Raw genomic sequence first — 23682 nt, forward strand, 5'->3', positions numbered from 1 at the left:
TTATTTTGGTGGTCACATATTACTCGTATGAATGTATTTCTTCATGTATAAGGTAGTAGTTTCGTCTTATAAAACATTGCGTAAAAATTGTTTTGCACGTTCATTTGATGGAGCTGAAAAAAATTGCTCTGGCGGAGCATCTTCTACAATTTTTCCATCATCCATAAAAATGACGCGATCCGCTACATCTCTTGCAAAATTCATTTCATGAGTGACAATGACCATTGTCATTCCTTCTTCTGCAAGTTCTTTCATAACTTGTAACACTTCTCCAACAAGTTCAGGATCTAAGGCTGAGGTGGGTTCATCGAATAACATAATTTTCGGATTCATTGCAAGCGCTCGTGCGATTGCAACACGCTGCTTTTGACCACCAGAAAGTAGGTGAGGTGTTACATCCGCTTTATCTTGTAAACCAACTTTTTCGAGTAGATGCTTTCCCGCATTTTTAGCTTCTGTTGCATTTAATTTTTTAACATGAATAGGTGCTTCTATGATGTTTTCTAGTGAGGTCATATGAGGAAAGAGGTTAAAGTGCTGAAAAACCATACCGACATTTTCACGGACTTTGTTTAAATTTGAATGCTTTGGATCAATTCGTTCACCCTGAAGGTGAATTTCACCTTCATCGTACATTTCTAAAAAGTTAAGACAGCGAAGTAATGTACTTTTTCCGGAACCACTGGCACCAATTAAAACAACAACTTCTTTTTCTTTTACTTCTAAATCAATTCCTTTTAAAACATCAAGTGAGCCAAATGATTTTACTAGATTTTGAACTTGAATCATACAAAACCTCCAGTCAAAAATATATTTTACAAATGTTGCCCCTTATTTCTGTTATTAGTCATAAATTGTCAGAATCCTTTATTTTTTTCGGTGGATTTGATATTCAAGGAAATAATGATTTTTAAAATCCCTATATCTTTCTATAACGAAAATATGGATAATAATATATAGGTAGTACTTATATTGCTTATAAGAAGGGGGAAAGAAGAGATGGAAAAAGAAAGGAAAACATTTTCCTTTGGCTTGCGTATACAGCTTATGCTATTTACTACAGTTTTAGCTTTAATTACATATTCAACAAGTTTATTTTTTATTTACGTTATATATGATTATTTTCAAAGTTATGTAAGTCAAACTGTTTATAATATTATCGTTATGTTATTAGGTGTAGTATGGTCTGGAATTTTAGCATATGGGGCAGCAATATTTTTAATTAAACCACTTCGAAAGTTAGAGGAAGCTGCAAGGAAAGCGGCTGATGGTGATATTCGTGAAGATGTCCCATTGCCAAATACAGATGATGAGATTAAATCTTTAAGTGTTGCATTTAATATGATGTTAGGAAACTTAAGGGGCATGGTAAAAAATATTGATACTACATTTTCGTATACAAATAATCAAGTTCAGCAAATTAGAAAACAAACAGGCGAAGCGACTAAGCAAGCACAAGGTGTGTCTGAAACCCTTGCAGAGATTTCTTCTGGTGCTGAGCAATCAGCAGCATCAATTCAGGCGATTGTTTCTGCCGTTGATACAACGGCTTCTATTGCGAGTGAAGTAGAAGAAAAAGCTAAACAGTCTGACGAGTTGTCTTCAGAAATGGTTCAAGCTTTAGGACAAAGTACACGTGTCTTTACCTCTTTAATTCAAGGTATTCAAACATTGGCGAAAGAAAATGAAGATTCGATGCAAAATGTACAGAAGTTAGAAGAACGAATGAAACAAGTGGAACAAATAGTTTCTGTGGTAAGTGAGATTGTTAGCCAAACAAATTTATTAGCATTAAACGCTTCTATTGAGGCGGCTCGTGCAGGAGAACATGGAAAAGGCTTTGCAGTTGTAGCAGAAGAAGTACGCAAACTTGCTGATGAAAGTGATCATTCTGCCAGAAACATATCGCAACTATTACGGAATATGCAGGAAGAAGTGCAACAAGTCGCCATGAAAATGACCGAGCAAGTGAAAACAGCTAAGGAAGAGGCGAAACGCGGAGAAGCTACAGAATTAATTTTAAAAGAAATGTCATCAAGTATTATGGAAGTCGCCGATGCAACCAAGCAAATTAGTAGTTATATGAATGAACAAGTGAGTCATATTCATCAAACGGGAGCACAAACAAAGGCTGTAGCAGCAATTGCTGAGGAAACGTCAGCTGGGTCACAAGAAGTGGCACGTGTGACACTACAACAGTCTAAAAATATGGTAGTAATTGATCAATTATTAAAAGATTTAGAGAAGCAAGCAGCTGATTTGAAACGAACAATTGAACGGTTTTCAATGTAAAAAGGGGGAATGCTTTGTTGAAAGTGAAAAACGTTGCAAGGGTCATATAAGGTTTTCACTTTACGCAATCTTTGAAAGTTAGAGCCATAATAACTAGTTTGCCAATTCTTAATGTCGATATCGGGCCAATTGACATAGTCACCTAGTGTATAAGGATCTAAGCTTTCTCTTAAACCTTTAACCCAGCGTATATTTTGATTTTCTCCATCATCGCATTTCCAAGAGGTAATGTATTCTTGAGCAATAATTGCTTTGCGATGGAAATAAGCTGTTTCAGTAGGTGAAATATTTTCAACAGCACCTATGAGCGATTGATGCCAAATACTCGCATCTTTATTTGGTGCATGAGAAAGAAAATATTGCATAATTTGAATGCCTTTAAGAGGAATAGGTTTATATACGTAGGAACCGGAGCGCTTGAATTTTTCAGGGATGTTACCGCTGTTAAAGAATTCAACAGCCTTTATATAAGGAACTTCATCTATAAAGAGAGAGGGGCTACCAGTTTCAAGAAGAGGAGATAATAAGGAATGGAGTTCAGAGGGAGAGCCAACAAACTCACCTTGTGCTTCGATTTTATTTCGTTGCTTTGCAAATAATTCAATTGATGAAGTGAGACGTTCGTCTATATAAGGCGCCCAGTTTTGCCAAGCTTGAAAGGCAGCGATAAAGTCTTGCCATTCCCATGTGATTGAGAAGATTGATACATTTTTTATAGGATGTACTCGAAAAGTTAAGGATGTAACAATTCCGAGGTTTCCACCACCACCACCACAGCATGTCCAAAATAAGTTAGAGTTTTCTTGCTCGTTTGCACGAATGAGTTTTGCGCCAAATTTTCCGCACGCTTGTACCATTTCAACTTCTACTAATTGATCACATGTTAATCCAAATAAGCGTGAAAGCATACCGATGCCACCGCCAAGTGTTAATCCAACAATTCCAACGCTTGCACTTGTACCAGCCGGTATTGTAACACCATAATTCCAAAGCTCTTTATAAACAGTGCCAAGATTTGCACCAGCTTCAATTGTTGCTGTTAATTTATCTGTATTAACAGTAATGCGATGCATTTCACTCACATCAATAATAAGTCCTCTATTTAAAAGAGAAAAATTTTCATAGCTATGACGTCCGCTTCTTAAGCGAAACGGTATATGACGTTCACGTGCCCATTTTAAGGCGTTACACACATCATTTTTATTTTGGCAAAAAACAATAATACAAGGGAGTTTTGGAATACTTAAATTTAAATTTATTCGGGCTACGTCGTAGTCAGGATCTGAGGGAACAACGATACGACCTGTTAATTTTGTTTGTTTCAATTTATCACTCCTTTCTAAAATAAACAGTGCTTTTTATTAATATATGAAAAGCGTATGTAACGTGTGTGGACAAGAGTAGGTGAGGAATGAGATTTTCCTTTGTGAGAAATAAATAAAGCATAAGAATAAGGAATCTACATAGAGTTCAATGAAAACAGTTGCAAACTATTCATATTTTGTTATGATAGTGTTACGAAAACGTTTGCATAAATTTTCCGATGGGATGCAAAAGGAGAGAATGACTATGAATAAGACATGGTGGAAAGAAGCAGTTGCTTATCAAATTTATCCACGAAGCTTTATGGATTCAAATGGTGATGGCATTGGAGATTTACAAGGTATTATTGCAAAACTGGATTATTTAAAAGATTTAGGTATAGATGTAATTTGGATTTGTCCAATGTATAAGTCACCTAATGATGATAATGGTTATGATATTAGTGATTATCAAGATATTATGGATGAGTTTGGTACGATGGAAGATTTTGATGCTTTACTAGATGAAGTTCATAAGCGTGATATGAAGCTTATTATTGATTTAGTTATTAATCATACGAGTGATGAACATCCGTGGTTTATTGAATCACGTTCTTCTAAAGACAATCCGAAGCGTGATTGGTATATTTGGCGTGATGGTAAAGATGGCGTGGAACCAAACAATTGGGAAAGTATCTTTAATGGTTCTGCATGGGAATATGATGAAGTGACAGAGCAATATTATTTACATTTATTCTCGCGTAAACAACCAGATTTGAACTGGGAGAATAAAGAAGTTCGTGAAGTTTTATATGATACTGTTAATTGGTGGCTTGATAAAGGTATTGATGGTTTCCGCGTCGATGCGATTAGCCACATAAAAAAAGAAGATGGTTTAAAGGATATGCCAAACCCAAAAGGGTTAAAGTATGTGCCTTCCTTTGACAAACATATGAATGTCAATGGTATTCAGCCATTACTAGAAGAATTAAAAGAAAACACATTTGCTAAATACGATATTATGACTGTTGGAGAAGCAAATGGTGTGAAAGTTGAAGATGCTGATCTTTGGGTTGGAGAAGAGAACGGTAAATTCAATATGGTATTCCAATTTGAGCATTTAAGCTTATGGGATGCAGAAAAGAAGAAAGATCTTGATGTTGTTGAGTTGAAAAAAGTATTAACAAAGTGGCAAAAAGGTTTAGAAAATAAGGGCTGGAATGCTTTATACATTGAGAATCATGATAAGCCACGTATTGTGTCTACTTGGGGAAATGATAAAGAATATTGGCGTGAAAGTGCAACAGCTTTAGGAGCGATGTATTTCTTTATGCACGGTACACCGTTTATTTATCAAGGACAAGAAATTGGTATGACGAATGTTCAATTCCAAAATATTGAAGATTATGATGATGTAGCAATTAAAAATTTATATCGCGAGAAAATTGCAGAAGGAGTATCTCATCAAGATATGATGGAAATTATATGGGCTTCTTGCCGTGATAATTCACGTACACCTATGCAGTGGAATGCTGAAAATAATGCTGGCTTCACAACAGGAACACCTTGGTTTGGGATGAATCCAAACTACAAGGAAATTAATGTTGAAAAGCAGAAAAATGAAGAGGACTCTATTTTCAATTTCTATAAAAAAATGATTGCCTTGAAAAAAAAGCACGATGTATTGAATTATGGTACGTATGATTTACTTTTAGAAGATGATTCGCAAATTTATGCGTATACACGTACATTGCAGGGTGAAAAAGTAATTGTAATTAGTAACATTTCGAACCAGGAAGCTGTATATAATGAGAGTACATTCGCACTAGAACGCAAACGTTTGCTCTTAAATAACTATGAAGTTGCCGAACATGATCAATTAACTACAATTACGTTAAAACCTTATGAAACAAGGGTTTATCGCATTTCATAATAAAAAAGGATGCTCCTTGAGCATCTTTTTTTATGAAAAAAAATAAATTTCTATTGCAATGTGAAAACGCTTTTATTAAAATAGATTTATGAAAACGGTTGCGTAATAAAAAAAGATAAAGCAATACGAGGAATCGTTTTCATAAGAGAAACAGAAATTATAATTTAAATCATTATGTTGTTATAAATAAAGGGGAGGAAGAACAGATGAAAATTACGTCTTTTGATTTTTGGCAAAAGTTCGGGAAAGCGTTACTAGTTGTTGTAGCTGTAATGCCAGCAGCTGGTTTAATGATTTCCATCGGTAAGTTAATTGGGATGTCTGCTGGGGATGTTAACGCAGTTCATACCATTGCTCGAGTAATGGAAGACATCGGTTGGGCAATTATTACAAATCTTCATATTTTATTTGCAGTAGCAATTGGGGGATCTTGGGCGAAGGATCGCGCAGGTGGTGCATTTGCAGCACTATTAGCATTCGTCTTAACAAATCGAATTACAGGAGCTATATTTGGCGTAAACGCTCAAATGTTAACGGATTCAAAAGCGACAGTTTCTTCATTTTTAGCAGGAGATTTACTTGTAAAAGATTATTTCACTTCTGTACTTGGTGCACCAGCATTAAACATGGGAGTTTTCGTAGGGATTATTACTGGTTTCTTAGGGGCTACTTTATACAACAAATACTATAACTATAATAAACTACCACAGGCATTAGCATTCTTTAATGGAAAACGCTTCGTGCCATTCGTTGTAATTGTTTGGTCTACAGTTACTGCGATTGTATTATCACTTTTATGGCCATTTATCCAAAGTGGATTAAATGAATTTGGTCGCTGGATTGCAGCATCTAAAGATAGTGCACCAGTTATTGCACCATTTGTATATGGAACATTAGAACGTTTATTATTACCGTTTGGATTACATCATATGTTAACAATTCCGATGAACTACACAGAGCTAGGCGGAACATATACGATGTTAACTGGTTCAAAAGTTGGACAAGTTGTAGCAGGACAGGATCCATTATGGCTTGCATGGATTACAGATTTAAATAACTTGTTAGCAAATGGAGACACGAAAGCGTATAATGATTTATTAAATAATGTTGTACCAGCTCGTTTCAAAGCTGGACAAGTTATCGGTTCAACAGCAGCATTAATGGGTATTGCGTTTGCAATGTTCCGTAACGTTGATAAAGATAAGCGTGCAAAGTATAAACCGATGTTCTTATCAGCAGCATTAGCGGTATTCTTAACAGGTGTTACAGAACCAATTGAATTCATGTTCATGTTTATTGCACCAGTATTATATGTTGTGTATGCAATTACAACAGGACTTGCATTCGCATTAGCGGATTTAATTCATTTACGTGTTCATGCATTTGGATTTATTGAGTTAATTACACGTACACCAATGATGGTCAATGCAGGTTTAACGAGAGATTTAATCAACTTTGTCATTGTTTCATTAGTGTTCTTCGGTCTTAACTTTACATTATTCAACTTCTTAATTAAAAAATTCAATTTACCAACACCAGGGCGTGCAGGTAACTATATTGATAATGAAGATGAGTCATCAGAAGGAACAGGAAATGTACAGGATGGTTCATTAGCAACAAAAGTTATTGATTTATTGGGGGGAAAAGATAATATTGCTGACGTAGATGCTTGTATGACACGTTTACGTGTAACAGTAAAAAATTTAGACGTTGTTGCGCCAGAAGCACAGTGGAAACAAAATGGTGCTTTAGGACTTATCGTAAAAGATAAAGGTGTACAAGCAGTATATGGCCCGAAAGCTGACGTATTAAAGTCAGACATTCAAGATATGTTAGGTGCGTAATAATATGAAATTGCTAACTTTAAATTGTCACTCTTGGCAAGAAGAGAATCAAATTGAAAAAATAAAGTATCTTGCCAAAGTAATTCAAGAAGAAGATTATGATGTGATCGCATTGCAAGAAGTAAGTCAATCTATACAAGCTGAAAATGTATGCGGTAACAAGAAAAAAGATAATTTTGGACTATTACTACTAGAAGAGTTAAGAGCCTTACATGTAAAAGAGTACAATATTATTTGGGACTTCTCTCATATTGGATATGATGTGTACGAGGAAGGATTAGCAATTATAACAAAGCATAACGTTGTAAAAGAAGATACGTTCTTTATTTCAGAAAATAAGGATACAGCGTATTGGAAAACACGCAAAATTGTAAGTGCAACAATTGCTTATAATGGTAAGAATATAACGTTTTACTCTTGTCATCTCGGTTGGTGGAATGATGAAGAAGAATCATTCAAAGGCCAGGTTGATCGTTTAATAGAGCGTGTAGATAGCAATGAACTCTCCTTCTTAATGGGTGATTTTAATAACAACGCTCGTCTGCAAGGAGAGGGTTATGAGTATATTATGAAAAAAGGTTTATATGACACATATGAACTAGCAATGGAGAAGGATGAAGGAACAACTGTCCAAGGTGAGATTGCTGGTTGGGATGAAAATAAACAAAACTTACGAATCGATCTAATATTATGTAACCAAAGTAAAACGGTTAGTTCTTCAAAAGTTATTTTTAACGGTACAAATCGAAATGTAATTTCAGATCATTTCGGTGTAGAGGTACAATTAGATATATAATAGAAGAAATCCTCACAGATAATGAAAAACTGTGAGGATTTTTTTGATGAATACAAGTATTTCCAAGAGAAAATACTTGTACTTTTTATGACATTTCCTATATATTTGTTATTATTGAATGTAAAACTAATTTGGTCATTTTGTATGCATACTTTTTTTACTTCGTTATATAATGAAGTAAGTAAAGAAATTAATGGAAAAAATAGTGCATTTTCGTTTAATCCACGATGTAGAAAGTGATATAATTGCAAAATGTATGTATCATTTTCTAAAGAAGGAAAAATATATAATTAGGTGATAGCTTATATGAAACAGATTTGGCGTATTTATAAGACAGATTTACGGAATGTAGCCAAACATTGGGCTGCAATTGTTATTGTAATAGGCTTGATGGTTCTACCATCGTTATATGCATGGTTTAACATTAAAGCCTCTTGGGATCCTTACGGAAATACGAAAGGAATCCAAATTGCAGTTTCTAACCAAGATGTTGGATCAAATTTAAGAGGGAAAGATATTAACATCGGGAAAGAAATTGTAGATTCACTTAAGAAGGACAAAAATTTTGGGTGGAAGTTTGTCGATGAAAAGCAAGCAATTTATGGAGTAGAGCGTGGAGATTATTCCGCAAGTATTACTATTCCAAAAGATTTTTCTGAAAAGATTGCAACAGTCTTGAATGAAAATCCAGAGAAACCGGAAATTGAGTATTACGTAAATGAAAAGGTGAATGCCATTGCACCGAAGATTACAGCTAAAGGTGCATCAGGTCTTACTGAAGAAATTAGTAAAAACTTTGTTAAAACAGCAAACGGCGAGATTTTTGAAATCTTCAATGACCTTGGAATCGATTTAGAAACTAACTTACCAAGTATCGAGAAGGTAAAAGATCTTGTATTTAAGTTAGAAGCGCAGTTCCCAGAAATGAATACACTTATGGATAAGGCGTTAGATGATGCAACTCGAGCAGAAGATGTTGTGAAAGTAGCACAAAAAGAGTTACCGGTTGTGGAAAGTGTTATTAACGATGGGCAGGAAGCATTAACAAATTTAGATAAGTTCTTTGCGAATCAAGACCAAACATTAAAAAATGCTCCAGGGACGATAAGAAATGATTTAGTAGCAGCAAAAGGTGTTATGGATAGTGCAGCTGCATTTACTGACTTTTTAATGAATCCGGGTGTGGATTTAAATATCCCTGACTTGTCTGGAATGAATGGATTACCTGAATTCCCAGCAAGGCCAGACCTTCCGAAGTTGAACGATCAAGGTTATAGAAATATTGCGCAAAATATTAATAAAACGGTGAATAATGTATTCGATTCTGCTCGTGCAGGAAATGTATATGCGAAAAGTGTTATGGACGGATTAGAAAATGGTAATATTGATCCAGAAAAAGCGAAAAGTAATATAGATACTATTTCTAAAAATTATCAAACACATATTGATAATCTATCTTCCATTATTACAATGATGTCTACACTTCAAAATAATGCAACAACTGATTTTGGTAAGGACTTCTTCGGAAAAAGAGTAAGTCACTTAACAGCGATTAAAGATGGGCAGCAAGATTTAAATGATCGCTTTAAACATCTTGGTGATTTAATTAGTACAGGGCAGGAAGTAAAACAAGATGTAAAAGACTCGATTAACCAAAAGTTAAATGCTGTAGATGGTTTAATTACTCAAGCTGAAAAAGATTATAATGAAACATTTGTAGCGGATTATCAAAAAGCAGTGAGTACTATAGATCAGACAAAAGCTGATGCGAGTAATAAGTTAAATGAAGAATACGACAAAGTGAAGGCAGAATACGATAAAGCAAAAAATGGCCTTGAAGGCGCTAAAGCAGATTTACAAAAAGCAAAAGAAGACATACAAACTAAAGGTGTTAACGGCTTAGATTCAACAAAAGTAGCTTTAAACAGCTTAAATGGTCAATTCCAATCTGGCATCAGTTTAATTGATGATATGATTCCGGTTCTAGATAGCACAAATAAGGTTTTAGCAGATGTGAATAGTGATAAAAACCTTAATAATGGAATCACAAAGTTAAATAAAGCGAAAAGTAGTTTACAAAAAGGTGTAGATGCAACGAATAAGGGAATTACACTTATTAACAATGGTCAGAAACCTACAAAAGATGTAATTGAAAGTATTAACAATGCTGCGAAAGGCGGATCAGCTCAATTAGCAGATGTATTATCGACGTATGATGCAGAAATTGTACCAAACTTCAATACAGCAATTGCCCGTACAAAAGAGATGTCTAAAAACACATCTCAAATTTTAAACGAGACAAACAAAAAGCTTCCAGATGTTAAAAAATTACTAGAAGATTCATCAAAAGGCTTAGTAGATGGTCAAAAGAAATTAGTAGACATTAAAGCTGAAATGCCAGCTACTGAGAAAAAGATTAAAGAATTAGCAAATAAAATTCGTGATTTTGAATCAGAAGAGGATATAAAAGACATCATACGCTTATTAAAAAATGATGTTGAAAAGCAAAGTGATTACTTCGCAAATCCAGTAAATTTAAAAGAGAATAAATTATTTGCGATGCCGAACTACGGTTCAGCGATGTCACCATTCTACACAGTGCTTGCATTATGGGTAGGCGCACTATTAATGGTTTCATTATTAACGGTAGAAGTACATGAGGAGGGCGCGAATTATAAGAGCCATGAAATATACTTCGGACGTTTATTAACATTCTTAACGATAGGTCTTTCGCAAGCGTTTATCGTATCGATGGGGGATATATTCTTACTCGGTACGTACGTAGTCGATAAATTCTGGTTTGTGTTATTTAGTTTATTTATTGGGGGAGTATTTGTTTGTATCGTATACTCACTCGTTTCTATTTTCGGAAACGTTGGGAAATCGATGGCGATCATTTTACTTGTACTGCAAGTAGCAGGATCGGGCGGAACATTCCCAATTCAAATGACACCACCGTTCTTCCAAGCAATTTATCCGTTCTTACCATTCACATATGCAATTAGTGCAATTCGTGAAACTGTAGGTGGAATGCTTTGGGATATAGTAATTAGAGATTTACTCGTGTTAAGTGCTTTCGTAGTAGTCATGGTTGTTGCTGCGATATTACTAAAAACACCAATTAACAAATCAAGTGAAAAGTTTGTTGAGAACGCAAAAGGAAGTAAAATTATTCATTAAAAATAAAAGGTTCCTACCGAAAGTGGTAGGAACCTTTTTGTATTTAAAGATAGGTTTAATCAAATTTTAATTTCTTTAATGCTTCTGCGAATGGATTGTTTAATGGTTCTTCTTCTTTCTGCTGGTGTTTCATATATTTTTGGACGTCACGTTTATCAGCTTTGTTTCCAGATTCTTTCTTACGTCTTTCTTGGAACGTAGAAAGTTTCTCCCGATAGCCACATTTACATGCGAAAATTTGGCCAGATCCCTCACCACGTAGTTCTAGTTTCTTTTTACACTGAGGGCAGCGTGCGTTTGTAGTGCGGGATACGTTTTTACGATGACCACACTCGCGATCTTGGCATACAAGCATTTTACCTTTTTTACCGTTTACTTCTAACATTGATTTACCGCAGTCTGGACAAGACTTCGTTGAGATATTGTCGTGTTTATATTTTTTATCGCTCGATTTAATTTCAGCAACAATTTCTTTCGTATAGTTTTTCATTTCTGAAATAAATACTTCTTTTCTTAATTTACCTTTTGCGATCGCCTCAAGCTTTTGCTCCCATTCACCAGTTAGTGTAGGAGATTTTAGTTCTTCTGGCACTAAATCAAGTAACTGACGCCCTTTTGATGTAATGTGAATGTCTTTACCACGTTTTTCAATTAAGAATGAATTGAAGAGCTTATCGATGATATCCGCACGTGTAGCTACAGTACCTAATCCACCAGTTGATTTTAATGTATCAGCAAGTTGTTTGTTTTGCGTATCCATGTATTTTGTTGGGTTTTCCATCGCTGAAAGTAACGTTGCTTCATTAAAACGTGCAGGTGCTTTCGTTTGACCTGATGTTTGGACAATTAGTTTTATGTTTAATGTATCGCCTTTTTCGATGCGAGGTAAGATTTGTTCTTTCAAATCGTCTACTGCATCGTCATCTTCAAATCGATTCGCATATACTTCTTTCCAACCTGAATTTAAAATTGTTTTTCCGCGTGCGATGAACGTTTCGTCACCAATTCTTGTACGTAATGTTAGTTGTTCATATTCAAAGGCCGGGAATAAAACTGCTAAGAAACGTTTCACAACTAAATCATAAATTTTACGTTCTTTATCTGTGAAAGCTGAGAAATTTACATAGCTTTCTGTAGGGATAATTGCGTGATGATCGCTTACTTTACTATCATCAACAAATGATTTATTAGATTTTACAGGTTTTTGCAATACTTTATGCGCTAAAGGACGGTATTCTCCGACGCCACATGCCTTGAGACGCTCTGGAAGCGTTCCGACGATATCAGATGAAATGTAGCGTGAATCTGTACGAGGATACGTTAAAACTTTATGTTGCTCATATAGTTTTTGCATAATGTTTAATGTTTCTTTTGCAGAGTAACCAAAGATTTTATTCGCATCACGTTGTAGTTCAGTTAAATCGTAAAGACCAGGAGCGAACGACTTCTTTTGCTTTTTATCAATATCTACAACAGTAGCATTTTGTTTACTGATTTTGTTCACAAGTGCATCAATTTTTTCTTTATTAAAGTTGCGACTATTTCCTTTTATATCCTGCCAAGTTAGCTTTAATCTCTCCGCTGTTTGAGCTTCGATACCGTAGTATGTTTGAGCTTTAAAATTCTTTATTTCGTCTTCACGGCCAGCAATAATGGCTACAGTAGGTGTTTGGACACGACCACAATTTAGTTGAGCATTAAAGCGGGTAGTTAATGCTCGAGTCGCATTAAGACCAATATACCAGTCAGCTTCTGAACGTGCGACAGCTGAAGCGTATAAATTGTCGTATGCTTTGCCAGGCTTTAAATTTGCGAAGCCATCTTTAATTGCTTTATCAGTAACCGATGAAATCCATAAACGCTTAATCGGTTTGTTCATTTTAACTTTATCGATAATCCAGCGCGCTACTAATTCACCTTCACGGCCAGCGTCTGTAGCTATAATGATCTCACTTACATCTTTTCTAAGTAGCTGGCTTTTCACAGCGTTAAATTGTTTTCCTGTTTGTTTAATTACCGTTAGTTTTAAACGCTCAGGTAGCATTGGTAAATCTTCTAAATTCCACTTTTTATATTTTACATCATAGCTTTCTGGATCTGCTAATGTAACGAGATGGCCTAAAGCCCAAGTAACAATATATTTACTACCTTCAAGGTAGCCGTTTCCTTTTTTATCACATTTCAGTACACGTGCGATATCACGTGCAACAGAAGGCTTTTCAGCAATTACAATACTTTTTGCCATATTAAAAACATCCTTTCAAATTTCCATACGTTAAATATAGCATACATCTTTGCTGGATTCAGTTATGCTACAGGTTTGAAATATTTCTGATTAAATGAATGAGGGGGGATTTACGTATATGAATAAAAGATTGATATAAATATCAGATTTTTGAGCGTATACGTTGACATTGTAAATGAATTTCATTATCATTAAAGGAGGTTGCCAAAATATTGCCAAAATAATATATGGGAAAGTTGATTAATACATATGAATTATGTTCTTAATTGATAATGAAATTCATTTTAACCATAAGAAGGCAAGAAAAGGTTTTACCAAAAGAGTTATGATTTCTATCATTCTATAAATAGATGAGGGGGATAAAATGATAGGATTATAATCTGTTTAAAATCAGATGATGGCGACAGAACATAATCTACACCATGAATAACTATGAAAAAAAGATATTTGTTTATTATGCTTATTGTTTTATCGATTGCTTCTATTTTCATTGGTGTAAAAGATATAAGCCTCATGGATATTGTGCATTGGGATCAAGATAAAATGCAGGTTGTATTCATTAGTAGGTTGCCACGTTTAATCAGTATTATCGTTGCTGGTGTGAGCTTAAGTATAAGTGGCTTAATTATGCAGCAATTGAGCAGAAATAAATTTGTATCTCCGACAACTGCGGGTACGATGGATAGTGCAAAGCTTGGGGTGTTAGTGTCGTTAATGTTATTTACGACAGCGAGTCCTCTTGAGAAAATGCTTGTTGCATTTGTCTTTGCATTAGCTGGTACATTTTTATTTATGCAAATTTTAAAGAGAATTAAGTTTAAGGATGCGATATTTATTCCACTTGTAGGAATTATGTTTGGGAACATTATTAGTTCTGTTACAACATTCTTTGCTTATAAATATGACTTAATTCAAAATATCAATTCCTGGCTACAAGGTGATTTTTCAATGATTATGAAAGGAAGATATGAGATTTTATATTTAAGTATCCCGCTTGTAATCATCGCCTTTTTATATGCAAATCGCTTTACCGTTGCTGGAATGGGAGAAGACTTTGCTGCAAATTTAGGGATGAATTATAATCGAGTACTAAATATTGGACTTGTTATCGTTTCTTTAATTTCCGCGTTAGTTGTTTTAACTGTAGGAATGATTCCATTTTTAGGGCTTATTATTCCGAATATTGTTTCTATTTACCGCGGAGATAATTTGAAAAATAGTTTGCCACACACTGCCTTGCTAGGAGCAGTTTTCGTACTAGCTTGCGATATACTTGGCCGGGTCGTAATTTATCCGTACGAGATTTCTATTGGTCTTACAGTAGGAGTAATCGGAAGCGGAATTTTCCTTTATTTATTGATGAGGAGAAACGCATATGCAGCTTAGAAAACAAAGAAATTATAAGATGATTTTGGGATTACTAGCCCTTGTGTCAGTTATAGTCATTGGGATATTTTTATTTATTAACTTAAATATGAACACGTTAGATTATGCCTTACCAAGAAGAGGTAAGAAATTGTTAGCGATGATCATAACAGGCGGAGCGATTGCATTTTCGTCAATGATCTTCCAAACGATTAGTAATAACCGTATTTTAACACCGAGTGTTATCGGTTTAGATTCACTTTATATGTTTATTCAAACGTTTGTTGTGTTTGTATTTGGATCACAACATTTTACGATGATGAACACAAACGTAAACTTCCTTATATCAGTAAGTTTAATGGTGATTTTCTCACTATTTCTTTATAAGTTTCTGTTTAAAAGAGAAGGGAATAATATTTACTTCCTACTTTTAATCGGATTAATATTCGGTACATTCTTCCAAAGTTTATCGTCCTTTATGCAAGTGCTCATTGATCCAAATGAGTTCCAAATTGTACAAGGGAAAATGTTTGCAAGTGTAAATAATGTAAAAACAGAGCTACTTGTAACGTCTATCATTGGAATTGTATTAGTTATTGCTTATGTGTATAAAGAGCTGAAATTATTAGATGTACTATCACTCGGAAGAGATGAGGCAATTAATTTAGGAGTAGATTATGACAAAGTCGTGAAGAAGCTTTTAATTGTAATTGCAATTTTAGTATCTATTTCCACAGCGTTAGTAGGACCAATTACATTTTTAGGACTGCTTGTAGTAAACGTTGCACGTGAATGTTTGCATACATACAAACACAAATATTTAATAATAGGTTCTATCCTTATTAGTATTATCGCCTTAGTAGGAGGACAATTGATTGTTGAAAGAGTGTTTGAATTTAACACGACTTTAAGTGTCATTGTTAACTTTGTTGGTGGCGTGTACTTCATTTATCTTCTATTAAAGGAGAGCAAGTCATGGTAGAAGTAAGAAACATATCAAAGCAATATGGTAATAAAAATGTTGTTGAAGATGTCTCTATTAAAATAGCAAAAGGAAAGATCACATCTTTTATTGGTCCAAATGGAGCAGGGAAAAGTACGGTTCTTTCTATGATTAGTAGGTTATTAAAAAAAGATGCTGGTGAAATCTACATTGAAGATAAAGAAATTGGGGAATGGAAGAGCGATGAACTTGCTAAGAAAATCTCAATTTTAAAGCAAACGAATCATATTAATTTAAGGCTTAGCATTCGAGAATTAGTTAGTTTCGGTAGATTTCCATATTCACAAGGTAATCTGACAAAGGAAGACTGGAGCCATATTGAGGAAGCTATTCGCTATATGGAACTTGAGGACATCCAGCATAAGTATTTAGACCAACTTAGTGGTGGGCAGAGGCAAAGAGCGTATATCGCAATGGTTATTGCTCAAAATACAGAATACATTTTATTGGACGAGCCACTGAATAATCTAGATATGAAACATTCTGTACAAATTATGAAAGTACTGAGACGACTTGTTGAAGAGCTTGGAAAAACGGTTGTTATCGTAATTCATGATATTAATTTTGCTTCTTGTTATTCCGATCATATCGTTGCTTTGAAAGATGGAAAAGTAATGAAAGAAGGCCCAACGAGTGAAATTATTGATAAAGCTGTTTTAAAAGATATTTATGATATGGACATCCATATAGAAGAGATATCTGGAAACAACATTTGTATTTATTTTTCATAAGAGGAAGTTATTTTTGATGGTGTAAATGCGCTATCGATTTAAATAATTTTAAAAATTTTATTGAGGTGATTGAAGTGAAGAAATTAGCGATGCTATTATTAACTTTCATGCTTGCTGTTGTCGCTGTGGCATGTAGTAATAGTGCCTCTACTGACAAGAAGACCGAGGCAAGTGAAAGTAAATCAAAAGAAATTACGATTAAGCACAAATTAGGCGAAACGAAAGTTAAAACGAATCCGAAAAACGTTGTAGTATTCGACTTCGGTTCATTAGATACATTAGATAAACTAGGTGTTGACGTGGCTGGTGTGCCGCAAAAGAGTGTACCAGAATACCTTTCTAAATATAAAGATAAAAAGTATAAAAACGTTGGTGGTTTAAAAGAACCAGACTTCGAAAAAATCAATGAAATGAATCCGGAATTAATTATCATTTCTGGACGTCAAGCTGATTCATATAAAGAATTCGAAAAAATTGCTCCAACAATTTACGTAGAACAAGATACAAAAGAATACATGAAATCATTTAAAGAAAACACAGAAACATTGGCAAAAATCTTCGGTAAAGAAGATAAAGCGAAAAAAGAAATTGCAGCAGTTGAAAAAGACGTGGCAGAATTAAATGAAAAAGCGAAGAAAAGCGATAAAAAAGCTTTAGTTATTTTAGCGAACGATGGTCAAGTAAGTGCATACGGCCCTCAATCCCGCTTCGGTATTATTCATGATGTGTTTGGCGTAACTCCTGTTGACCCAGAAATTAAAGCAGATACACATGGTAATAAAGTTTCATTTGAGTACATCCTTGAGAAGAACCCTGATTACTTATTTGTAATTGATAGAGGCGTAGTAACTGGCGGGAAATCTTCTGCTAAGCAAGTTGTTGAAAATGAACTGGTAAGTAAAACAAACGCTGTGAAAAACAAAAACGTAGTTTACCTTGATGCAAACTACTGGTACTTATCTGGTGGCGGACTTGAGTCTGTATCAGCAATGGTGAAAGAAGTATCAAAAGCTATAAAATAATAGTATGAAAAGAGTGATAGTATTCCCTATCACTCTTTCTGTATAAGAAAGTAAAGAACTTGTTATTTCACTAGAATGAGAGTAGACTTTGAAGTAGATGAATAACAAAGCACATGGGAGTTTGCGGATGCAAACTGAGAGTATGACTAACCCGTCATTGACCATTTGAACCTGTTGGATAATGCCAGCGTAGGGAGAGTGTAAAAGCACATGTTCAGACACTTTGCGTACGCAAAGTGTCTTTTTGTGTATCTCCCATCATTAAAGTTAGGAGATGAATAGAATGAATGTACAAAAAATTAGTAAAGTAGTGGAACTGGTAATAGAGTCTAATCCACTCGTGCATAATATTACAAATGTCGTTGTAACAAACTTTACAGCAAACGGTTTGTTAGCATTAGGAGCATCGCCTGTAATGGCATATGCAAAAGAAGAAGTAGCAGAAATGGCTAGTATTGCTGGAGCTCTTGTTTTAAATATGGGTACACTTCGTCCTGAAGAGGTAGAAGCGATGTTACTTGCTGGTAAATCAGCAAATACAAATGATGTACCGGTATTGTTTGATCCAGTCGGTGCAGGAGCAACTTCTTATCGAACAGAAGTTGCGAGACATATTCCAGCTGAAATAAATTTAGCGATAATTCGTGGAAATGCAGCAGAAATAGCTAATGTCATTAATGAAAAATGGGAAATCAAAGGTGTAGACGCTGGTACTGGAAATGGTAATGTTGTAAGTATTGCAAAACAGGCAGCGGATGAATTAAATACAGTTGCTGTGATCACTGGAAAAGAGGATATCATTACAGATGGAGAGCGGGTAGTTCTTATTCGCAATGGCCATAGCATTTTAACGAAAGTTACTGGAACAGGCTGTTTATTAACTTCTGTAATAGGAGCATTTGCAGCAGTTGAAAAAGATTATGTGAAGGCAGCTGTCGCAGCAGTAACATTTTATGGAGTAGCTGCGGAACTGGCAGCAGCCAAAACGGTAGAAAAAGGACCTGGTAGCTTCCAAATTGAGTTTTTAAATCAATTAGCGAATACAACTTCAGAGGATATTGAGAAGTATGGAAAGATTGAATTTGTACAGTAAGGAGGGGAAATAGATGTCGCGTATTACAATGGATGAAATGTCTAAATTACTACCAGTATATTTTATTATGGGTAGTAACAATTGTACGAAGGAGCCACTGCAAGTATTGAGAGAGGCACTAGAAGGCGGTATAACACTTTTTCAATTTCGTGAAAAGGGAGAAGGGGCTTTAACTGGTGAGAAACGTATTCGTTTTGCGAAAGAACTACAAACACTTTGCAAAGAGTATAATGTACCGTTTATTGTGAATGATGACGTTGAATTAGCTCTTGAATTAGATGCAGACGGTGTACATGTTGGACAAGATGATGAAGGAATAACATCTGTTCGTGAAAAAATGGGAGATAAAATTGTTGGGGTATCTACACATACAATTGAAGAAGCACGCTGGGCGATTGAAAACGGAGCTGATTATTTAGGAGTTGGTCCTATTTTCCCAACGAGTACGAAAAAAGATACGAAAGCAGTTCAAGGAACGAAAGGGCTAAAGTATTTTAGAGAACATGAGATTACAATACCGATTGTTGGTATTGGCGGAATTACAATTGAAAATACAGCTTCTGTTATAGATGCCGGTGCGGATGGTATTTCGGCTATTTCTGCAATTAGCTTAGCTGATTCTGCGTATGAAAGTACGAAGAAATTAGCTGATGAAGTAAATAAGAGTTTGTAAGAGAAGATCATGTAGCATAAAATGCTACGTGATCTTTTGTCGTATAAAACAAAATATGCCGCTTAAACTAGTATGTATAAACATATATTGTTTCGGAGGCGAAGGTATGATTGTATTCCAGGATATTATAACTGCTTATGAGAAAATGAAGGGTATTGTACATATGACACCGCTAGATTATTCGAGCACATTTAGTGAATTATCACAGAATGATGTTTATTTAAAGCTTGAGAATTTACAAAAGACAGGTTCCTTTAAAGTACGTGGCTCTTATAATAAAATGGTTTCTCTTGAGAAAGGTGATTTAGAAAATGGTGTTGTTGCGGCGTCTGCTGGAAATCATGCACAAGGGGTTGCGTATTCTAGTAATATGCTCAGTATTCCTTGTACGATTGTAATGCCAAAAGGTGCACCGTTAAGTAAGGTGCTTGCGACGAAAAGGTATGGTGCTCATGTGGAATTACAAGGTGATGTATTTGACGATGCATTAGCTTACGCACTAGATTTAAAAGAGAAGACAGGAGCAAAATTTGTACATCCATTTGATGATGAAGCAGTAATTGCGGGTCAAGGGACAGTCGGATTGGAAATATTACAACAGCTTGAAGACGTAGAAGCTGTTATTTGTCCTATTGGAGGCGGGGGATTAATTGCAGGAGTTGCGATGGCAATTAAAGAACAAAAACCATCAGTAAAAATATATGGTGTGCAGACACTTGCTTGTCCAGGAATGAAACAATCACTTGAGGAAAAGAAAGTAATAACGGTAGATTCGGCGCCAACCATGGCAGATGGAATTGCAGTTAAAAGGCCAGGAGATTTAACTTTTGAACTTGTACAACGTTATGTGGATGATGTGTTTTGTGTAGATGAAATGGAAATCGCTCGGACGATGTTAATGCTTCTTGAGCGGAATAAATTGTTGGTTGAAGGGTCCGGTGCGAGTTCATTGGCTGCTTTGCTTTATCAAAAAATCCCAATAAGAGAAAAAAAGGTCGTATCCGTACTAAGCGGTGGAAATGTCGATGTAAACTTTATTTCACGTATTATTGAGCATGGAATGGTTGAAGCAGGGCGTTTCGTTCATATTGCGACAACGATTAAAGATAAGCCAGGGTATTTGCAACGCTTACTCGAGGTTGTAACAAGTTTTGAAGCGAATGTATTAAATATATATTTAGAACGAATTGGTACAAAGGTATTTCCAGGATATGCGCAATTGCACTTATCATTAGAAACTAAAGATAGAAATCATATTGAAGAGGTATTGAGTGGTTTAAAAAAGAAAGGGTATGCTGTAGAAGTTATTGATTGAAATGATTTATACAAGCCTTTTTATGAGGAAGTAAATAAGAACTTATAAAAAAGATCCTGTAGTATGAATATGCTACATGATCTTTTTTATTTTCTGATTTTTCTGATGGTATAATTTAGAGAAGGGGAGGGGGTTTTTTGAAACGGAAAAGGTTTGTAGAGTTGCAAAATGAATTGTTTCGTTTATTTGAAAAAGGGGAATTTGATGCTATTTATAGATGCATAGATGAAGCAAAAAGAGAGTTTCCTGAAAGAATAGATAAAACGAGCTTTTGGGAAGCATGTGCATTTTCGGTAGAAGGTAAGTATGAAGAGGCAATTGTTATTTTAAACGAAGCTTTACAAAAAGGAATTTGGTGGAATCCACATACGCTCATATATGATGAGGATTTAAAGGGATTACGAGATAAAATAGGTTTTAAAACGATAGTACAAAAATGTGAAGAAATTTTTAAGAAACAGCAGTTAACAGCTCATCCGAAGTTATTTACTTATGGAAATGAAAAAGCGAAGGCAGGTCTATTTTCTTTACATTGGAGAGGATCAAACATAAATGATTTTGCACCGTATTGGTGTGAAGAAGAAATACTACGTGAGTATATGTTAGGTTTTTCTCAATCCTCACAAATATATGGAATAAATTCTTATAGCTGGGATAATCATGATATAGCTATAAAAGATGCTATGAAAAGTTTTAATGATTTTACAGATAAATATAACTTGGAAGACATCATCATCGCTGGAGCTTCTCAAGGGGGGAATATAGCAATAGAGTTAGCGTTAAAGAATATGTTAGCGACTCAAAAGTTTATTGCGGTTATACCTGCTATTCGAGATATAGAGGCAATTGAAAGGATTGTCGTATCAAATGATATAACGAATGTGAAAGGATATATTGTCACGGGAGATAAAGATCCATTTTATGAAAACACACTTCAATTAATGTCTATGTTCGAGAAATATAATGTGAACTGTAAATTAATTGTGAGAGAAGGCTTAGGTCATCTTTTCCCAGAGGATTTTACACAAATATTAAAGAACATAATGGAAGAATGGACGGTTAAAAGTATTTAAACAAACGTTTGATTAAAAAAGCACAAACCCCTTAAAATCATAGGTTTGTGCTTTTTCTTTAAAACATAATTGAAATTAAGAGCATCCCAATTCCGATAGAAGTAAAGGTTGCGATCAAGCCAGGAATCATAAAGCTATGATTTAAAACATATTTACCGATACCAGTTGTACCAGTACGATCAAAGTTGATTGCAGCAACGATTGTTCCGTAGTTTGGAATGAAGAAGTATCCATTTACTGCAGGGAACATCGCAATAAGTAATGCTGGTGGAATGCCAAGAGATAATCCGAGTGGTATTAATGCACGAACTGTTGCTGCTTGGCTATACAGTAAGATAGATAGAATGAATAATGCGATAGCAAATAGCCACGGTGCACTTGTTACTAAGTGTTGAATTGATCCTTGAATCATATTTAAGTTACCGTTGAAGAAAGTATCTCCCATCCAAGCGATACCGAAAATGGCAACAACGGCTGTTGCGCCTGCTTTAAAGACGTTACCAGATACAATGCTTTCCACATTTGGTTTACAGAAAATAATAATAAGAGCAGCAATGGTTAACATAACCATTTCAATTGTGTTTGGCATTGAAAGATGAACTAATTTTCCATCCACCATCCACCCTGGACGCAGTGTTTCAAATGAGCCGAGAAGTACAACAAGGAAAGTTGAGACTAGGAAAAGGATAACTGATAATTTCGCGCCCTTTGTACCTACAAACTCTTTTTTCTCTTCAAGTTTAGGAATCATTCCTTCTTTTAATCGCTTCAAGTATTCAGGGTCTTCATTTAATTCCTTTCCCATTTTACTAGCAACGAATGCAGCTACCATACAAGCGATGAAGGTAGAAGGGATACTGACTTTTAAAATATCTAATAAAGTGATTTTATAGTCGGCTAACATTGCTAAAAGCGCAACAGTTGCAGCCGATATTGGACTAGCTGTAATTGCCTGCTGGGAAGCAATTACGGCAATTGACATCGGTCGTTCAGGTCTAATTCCTGATTCACGAGATACTTCGGCGATAACAGGAAGTACAGAATAAGCAACGTGACCAGTTCCTGCGCATAGCGTAAATAAATAAGTGACAATAGGAGCAAAAAATGTAATGCGCTTTGGATTTTTTCGTAATGCTTTCTCGGCAAGGTGGACAAGATAATCCATTCCTCCAGCAGCTTGCAGGGCGCCGGCAGCTGTAATTACTGCTAAAATCATAAGCATTACATCAATAGGAGGAGCTGTAGGTTGTAAGTGGAAGACAAAAACGAGTATTGCCATACCAACTCCACCCATTACTCCTAAACCAACTCCACCTAGGCGTGCGCCAATAAAAATGCAGAGTAGTAAGGTAAGAAATTGTAGCCAAAACATGATAAACTACCTCCGAAATTCGTAAGTTAAGATATATTCGAATAGTTTAATTTGAATGAAAATTAAATAATTATTCGAAGTAATCCTTGAATTATATACATTTTTTATTATATAACACAAAAAAAGTAACATTCACGCATTTTGTTAAATTATTTCGAAAAAATAATACATTAAAACTTCATATTTATATCTCTAAATAAGTGGACATTTTAATGCTTATGTTGTAATCTTTGAAAGAGAATATTTTAATTCTCATAGAACTCCCATATCGTTCAACTCGTTCAGCGAGAAAGGCAAACTGATGGAAACATGAGGACGCAAAACTACAGGGGCTAAGGTCGAGAGGCTAAGCTAGCCAGTTACCGGACGGATAGGGTTGGTCTTGACCAATGCTTTTTACATTGGTCTTTTTTTATTTGTAAGCAAATGAGAATGATTATCATT

17 protein-coding genes and 2 riboswitches are annotated in these 23682 nt (G+C 35.1%); of the genes, 13 read left to right on the forward strand and 4 right to left on the reverse strand.

The genetic code is table 11. From position 1 onward, the window contains the following. Window positions 1-66 precede the first annotated feature (66 nt). Window positions 67-789 carry an amino acid ABC transporter ATP-binding protein gene (locus ACTFQM_RS24375; protein ID WP_440036617.1) on the reverse strand — a complete coding sequence of 241 codons (723 nt, stop codon included), beginning with the start codon at window positions 787-789 and terminating at the stop codon, window positions 67-69. A gap of 210 nt (window positions 790-999) precedes the next feature. Here ACTFQM_RS24375 and ACTFQM_RS24380 point away from each other — a divergent pair, with 210 nt between their 5' ends. Continuing rightward, window positions 1000-2292, forward strand: coding sequence for a methyl-accepting chemotaxis protein (locus ACTFQM_RS24380; protein ID WP_440036618.1), 1293 nt, complete (start codon window positions 1000-1002; stop codon window positions 2290-2292). Here ACTFQM_RS24380 and ACTFQM_RS24385 read toward each other — a convergent pair. Beyond that, window positions 2223-3617 (reverse strand): FAD-binding oxidoreductase, encoded by a 1395-nt coding sequence (locus ACTFQM_RS24385; RefSeq protein ID WP_440036619.1) that lies wholly within the window; start codon window positions 3615-3617, stop codon window positions 2223-2225. The genes ACTFQM_RS24380 and ACTFQM_RS24385 overlap by 70 nt on opposite strands. A 244-nt stretch (window positions 3618-3861) precedes the next feature. On the opposite strand from ACTFQM_RS24385, the gene ACTFQM_RS24390 reads away from it, so the two are divergent. The 4 genes from ACTFQM_RS24390 to ACTFQM_RS24405 all read left to right on the forward strand — a co-directional run bounded on the left by ACTFQM_RS24390 (window position 3862) and on the right by ACTFQM_RS24405 (window position 11346). Further along, on the forward strand, window positions 3862-5526 hold the full coding sequence (locus ACTFQM_RS24390) for a glycoside hydrolase family 13 protein (protein WP_440036621.1): 1665 nt from the start codon (window positions 3862-3864) through the stop codon (window positions 5524-5526). Between the two features lie 206 nt (window positions 5527-5732). Beyond that, window positions 5733-7370 carry a PTS transporter subunit IIBC gene (locus tag ACTFQM_RS24395; RefSeq protein WP_440036622.1) on the forward strand — a complete coding sequence of 546 codons (1638 nt, stop codon included), beginning with the start codon at window positions 5733-5735 and terminating at the stop codon, window positions 7368-7370. A gap of 4 nt (window positions 7371-7374) precedes the next feature. Beyond that, window positions 7375-8166, forward strand: coding sequence for an endonuclease/exonuclease/phosphatase family protein (locus ACTFQM_RS24400; RefSeq protein ID WP_440036624.1), 792 nt, complete (start codon window positions 7375-7377; stop codon window positions 8164-8166). Between the two features lie 306 nt (window positions 8167-8472). Further along, window positions 8473-11346, forward strand: coding sequence for a YhgE/Pip family protein (locus ACTFQM_RS24405; protein WP_440036625.1), 2874 nt, complete (start codon window positions 8473-8475; stop codon window positions 11344-11346). A gap of 55 nt (window positions 11347-11401) precedes the next feature. Here ACTFQM_RS24405 and ACTFQM_RS24410 read toward each other — a convergent pair whose 3' ends face one another. Continuing rightward, complete coding sequence (locus tag ACTFQM_RS24410; protein ID WP_440036627.1) at window positions 11402-13591, reverse strand: DNA topoisomerase III; 2190 nt, start codon at window positions 13589-13591, stop codon at window positions 11402-11404. Window positions 13592-14023: 432 nt separating this feature from the next. Between ACTFQM_RS24410 and ACTFQM_RS24415 the strand changes: the two genes are divergently transcribed. The 8 genes from ACTFQM_RS24415 to ACTFQM_RS24450 all read left to right on the forward strand — a co-directional run bounded on the left by ACTFQM_RS24415 (window position 14024) and on the right by ACTFQM_RS24450 (window position 21866). Next, a complete protein-coding gene (locus tag ACTFQM_RS24415; protein ID WP_033719739.1) occupies window positions 14024-14977 on the forward strand; it encodes an ABC transporter permease in 954 nt (317 codons plus the stop codon). After that, window positions 14967-15938 (forward strand): iron chelate uptake ABC transporter family permease subunit, encoded by a 972-nt coding sequence (locus tag ACTFQM_RS24420; protein ID WP_440036629.1) that lies wholly within the window; start codon window positions 14967-14969, stop codon window positions 15936-15938. Before ACTFQM_RS24415 ends, ACTFQM_RS24420 begins: the two co-directional genes overlap by 11 nt. Beyond that, the gene (locus ACTFQM_RS24425; protein ID WP_002174674.1) at window positions 15932-16690 is read left to right on the forward strand and encodes an iron ABC transporter ATP-binding protein; all 759 of its coding nucleotides are present in this window, start codon (window positions 15932-15934) and stop codon (window positions 16688-16690) included. The genes ACTFQM_RS24420 and ACTFQM_RS24425 overlap by 7 nt, the downstream gene beginning before the upstream one ends. A gap of 74 nt (window positions 16691-16764) precedes the next feature. Continuing rightward, window positions 16765-17712, forward strand: coding sequence for a siderophore ABC transporter substrate-binding protein (locus ACTFQM_RS24430; RefSeq protein ID WP_002174675.1), 948 nt, complete (start codon window positions 16765-16767; stop codon window positions 17710-17712). A 103-nt stretch (window positions 17713-17815) separates the two neighbouring features. Continuing rightward, window positions 17816-17925: riboswitch (TPP riboswitch) on the forward strand. 70 nt (window positions 17926-17995) lie between these two features. Then, a complete protein-coding gene (gene thiM / locus ACTFQM_RS24435) occupies window positions 17996-18805 on the forward strand; it encodes a hydroxyethylthiazole kinase (protein WP_440036631.1) in 810 nt (269 codons plus the stop codon). A 13-nt stretch (window positions 18806-18818) separates the two neighbouring features. Then, window positions 18819-19478: a thiamine phosphate synthase gene (thiE, locus tag ACTFQM_RS24440; RefSeq protein ID WP_440036632.1), complete on the forward strand. Its 660-nt coding sequence runs from the start codon at window positions 18819-18821 to the stop codon at window positions 19476-19478. Between the two features lie 106 nt (window positions 19479-19584). Beyond that, window positions 19585-20793: a threonine ammonia-lyase gene (gene ilvA / locus ACTFQM_RS24445; protein ID WP_327903436.1), complete on the forward strand. Its 1209-nt coding sequence runs from the start codon at window positions 19585-19587 to the stop codon at window positions 20791-20793. 137 nt (window positions 20794-20930) lie between these two features. After that, complete coding sequence (locus tag ACTFQM_RS24450) at window positions 20931-21866, forward strand: DUF3089 domain-containing protein (RefSeq protein WP_440036634.1); 936 nt, start codon at window positions 20931-20933, stop codon at window positions 21864-21866. A 58-nt stretch (window positions 21867-21924) separates the two neighbouring features. Here ACTFQM_RS24450 and ACTFQM_RS24455 read toward each other — a convergent pair whose 3' ends face one another. Then, the gene (locus ACTFQM_RS24455) at window positions 21925-23238 is read right to left on the reverse strand and encodes an anaerobic C4-dicarboxylate transporter family protein (protein WP_002174679.1); all 1314 of its coding nucleotides are present in this window, start codon (window positions 23236-23238) and stop codon (window positions 21925-21927) included. Window positions 23239-23520: 282 nt separating this feature from the next. Beyond that, window positions 23521-23605, forward strand: a riboswitch (cyclic di-GMP riboswitch). Window positions 23606-23682: the final 77 nt, after the last annotated feature.

This window comes from Bacillus cereus group sp. MYBK30-2 (assembly GCF_051915945.1).
Taxonomy (GTDB): Bacteria; Bacillota; Bacilli; order Bacillales; family Bacillaceae_G; genus Bacillus_A; species Bacillus_A paramycoides.

Excerpts from the sequence above, each read along its gene's own strand:
- thiM (WP_440036631.1), top strand. The coding sequence starts at position 17,996 with ATGAATGTACAAAAAATTAGTAAAGTAGTGGAACTGGTAATAGAGTCT.
- ACTFQM_RS24395 (WP_440036622.1), top strand. The coding sequence starts at position 5,733 with ATGAAAATTACGTCTTTTGATTTTTGGCAAAAGTTCGGGAAAGCGTTA.
- ACTFQM_RS24420 (WP_440036629.1), top strand. The coding sequence starts at position 14,967 with ATGCAGCTTAGAAAACAAAGAAATTATAAGATGATTTTGGGATTACTA.
- ACTFQM_RS24390 (WP_440036621.1), top strand. The coding sequence starts at position 3,862 with ATGAATAAGACATGGTGGAAAGAAGCAGTTGCTTATCAAATTTATCCA.
- ACTFQM_RS24410 (WP_440036627.1), bottom strand. The coding sequence starts at position 13,591 with ATGGCAAAAAGTATTGTAATTGCTGAAAAGCCTTCTGTTGCACGTGAT.
- ACTFQM_RS24375 (WP_440036617.1), bottom strand. The coding sequence starts at position 789 with ATGATTCAAGTTCAAAATCTAGTAAAATCATTTGGCTCACTTGATGTT.
- ACTFQM_RS24455 (WP_002174679.1), bottom strand. The coding sequence starts at position 23,238 with ATGTTTTGGCTACAATTTCTTACCTTACTACTCTGCATTTTTATTGGC.
- thiE (WP_440036632.1), top strand. The coding sequence starts at position 18,819 with ATGTCGCGTATTACAATGGATGAAATGTCTAAATTACTACCAGTATAT.
- ACTFQM_RS24425 (WP_002174674.1), top strand. The coding sequence starts at position 15,932 with ATGGTAGAAGTAAGAAACATATCAAAGCAATATGGTAATAAAAATGTT.
- ACTFQM_RS24415 (WP_033719739.1), top strand. The coding sequence starts at position 14,024 with ATGAAAAAAAGATATTTGTTTATTATGCTTATTGTTTTATCGATTGCT.
- ACTFQM_RS24405 (WP_440036625.1), top strand. The coding sequence starts at position 8,473 with ATGAAACAGATTTGGCGTATTTATAAGACAGATTTACGGAATGTAGCC.
- ACTFQM_RS24400 (WP_440036624.1), top strand. The coding sequence starts at position 7,375 with ATGAAATTGCTAACTTTAAATTGTCACTCTTGGCAAGAAGAGAATCAA.
- ACTFQM_RS24380 (WP_440036618.1), top strand. The coding sequence starts at position 1,000 with ATGGAAAAAGAAAGGAAAACATTTTCCTTTGGCTTGCGTATACAGCTT.
- ilvA (WP_327903436.1), top strand. The coding sequence starts at position 19,585 with ATGATTGTATTCCAGGATATTATAACTGCTTATGAGAAAATGAAGGGT.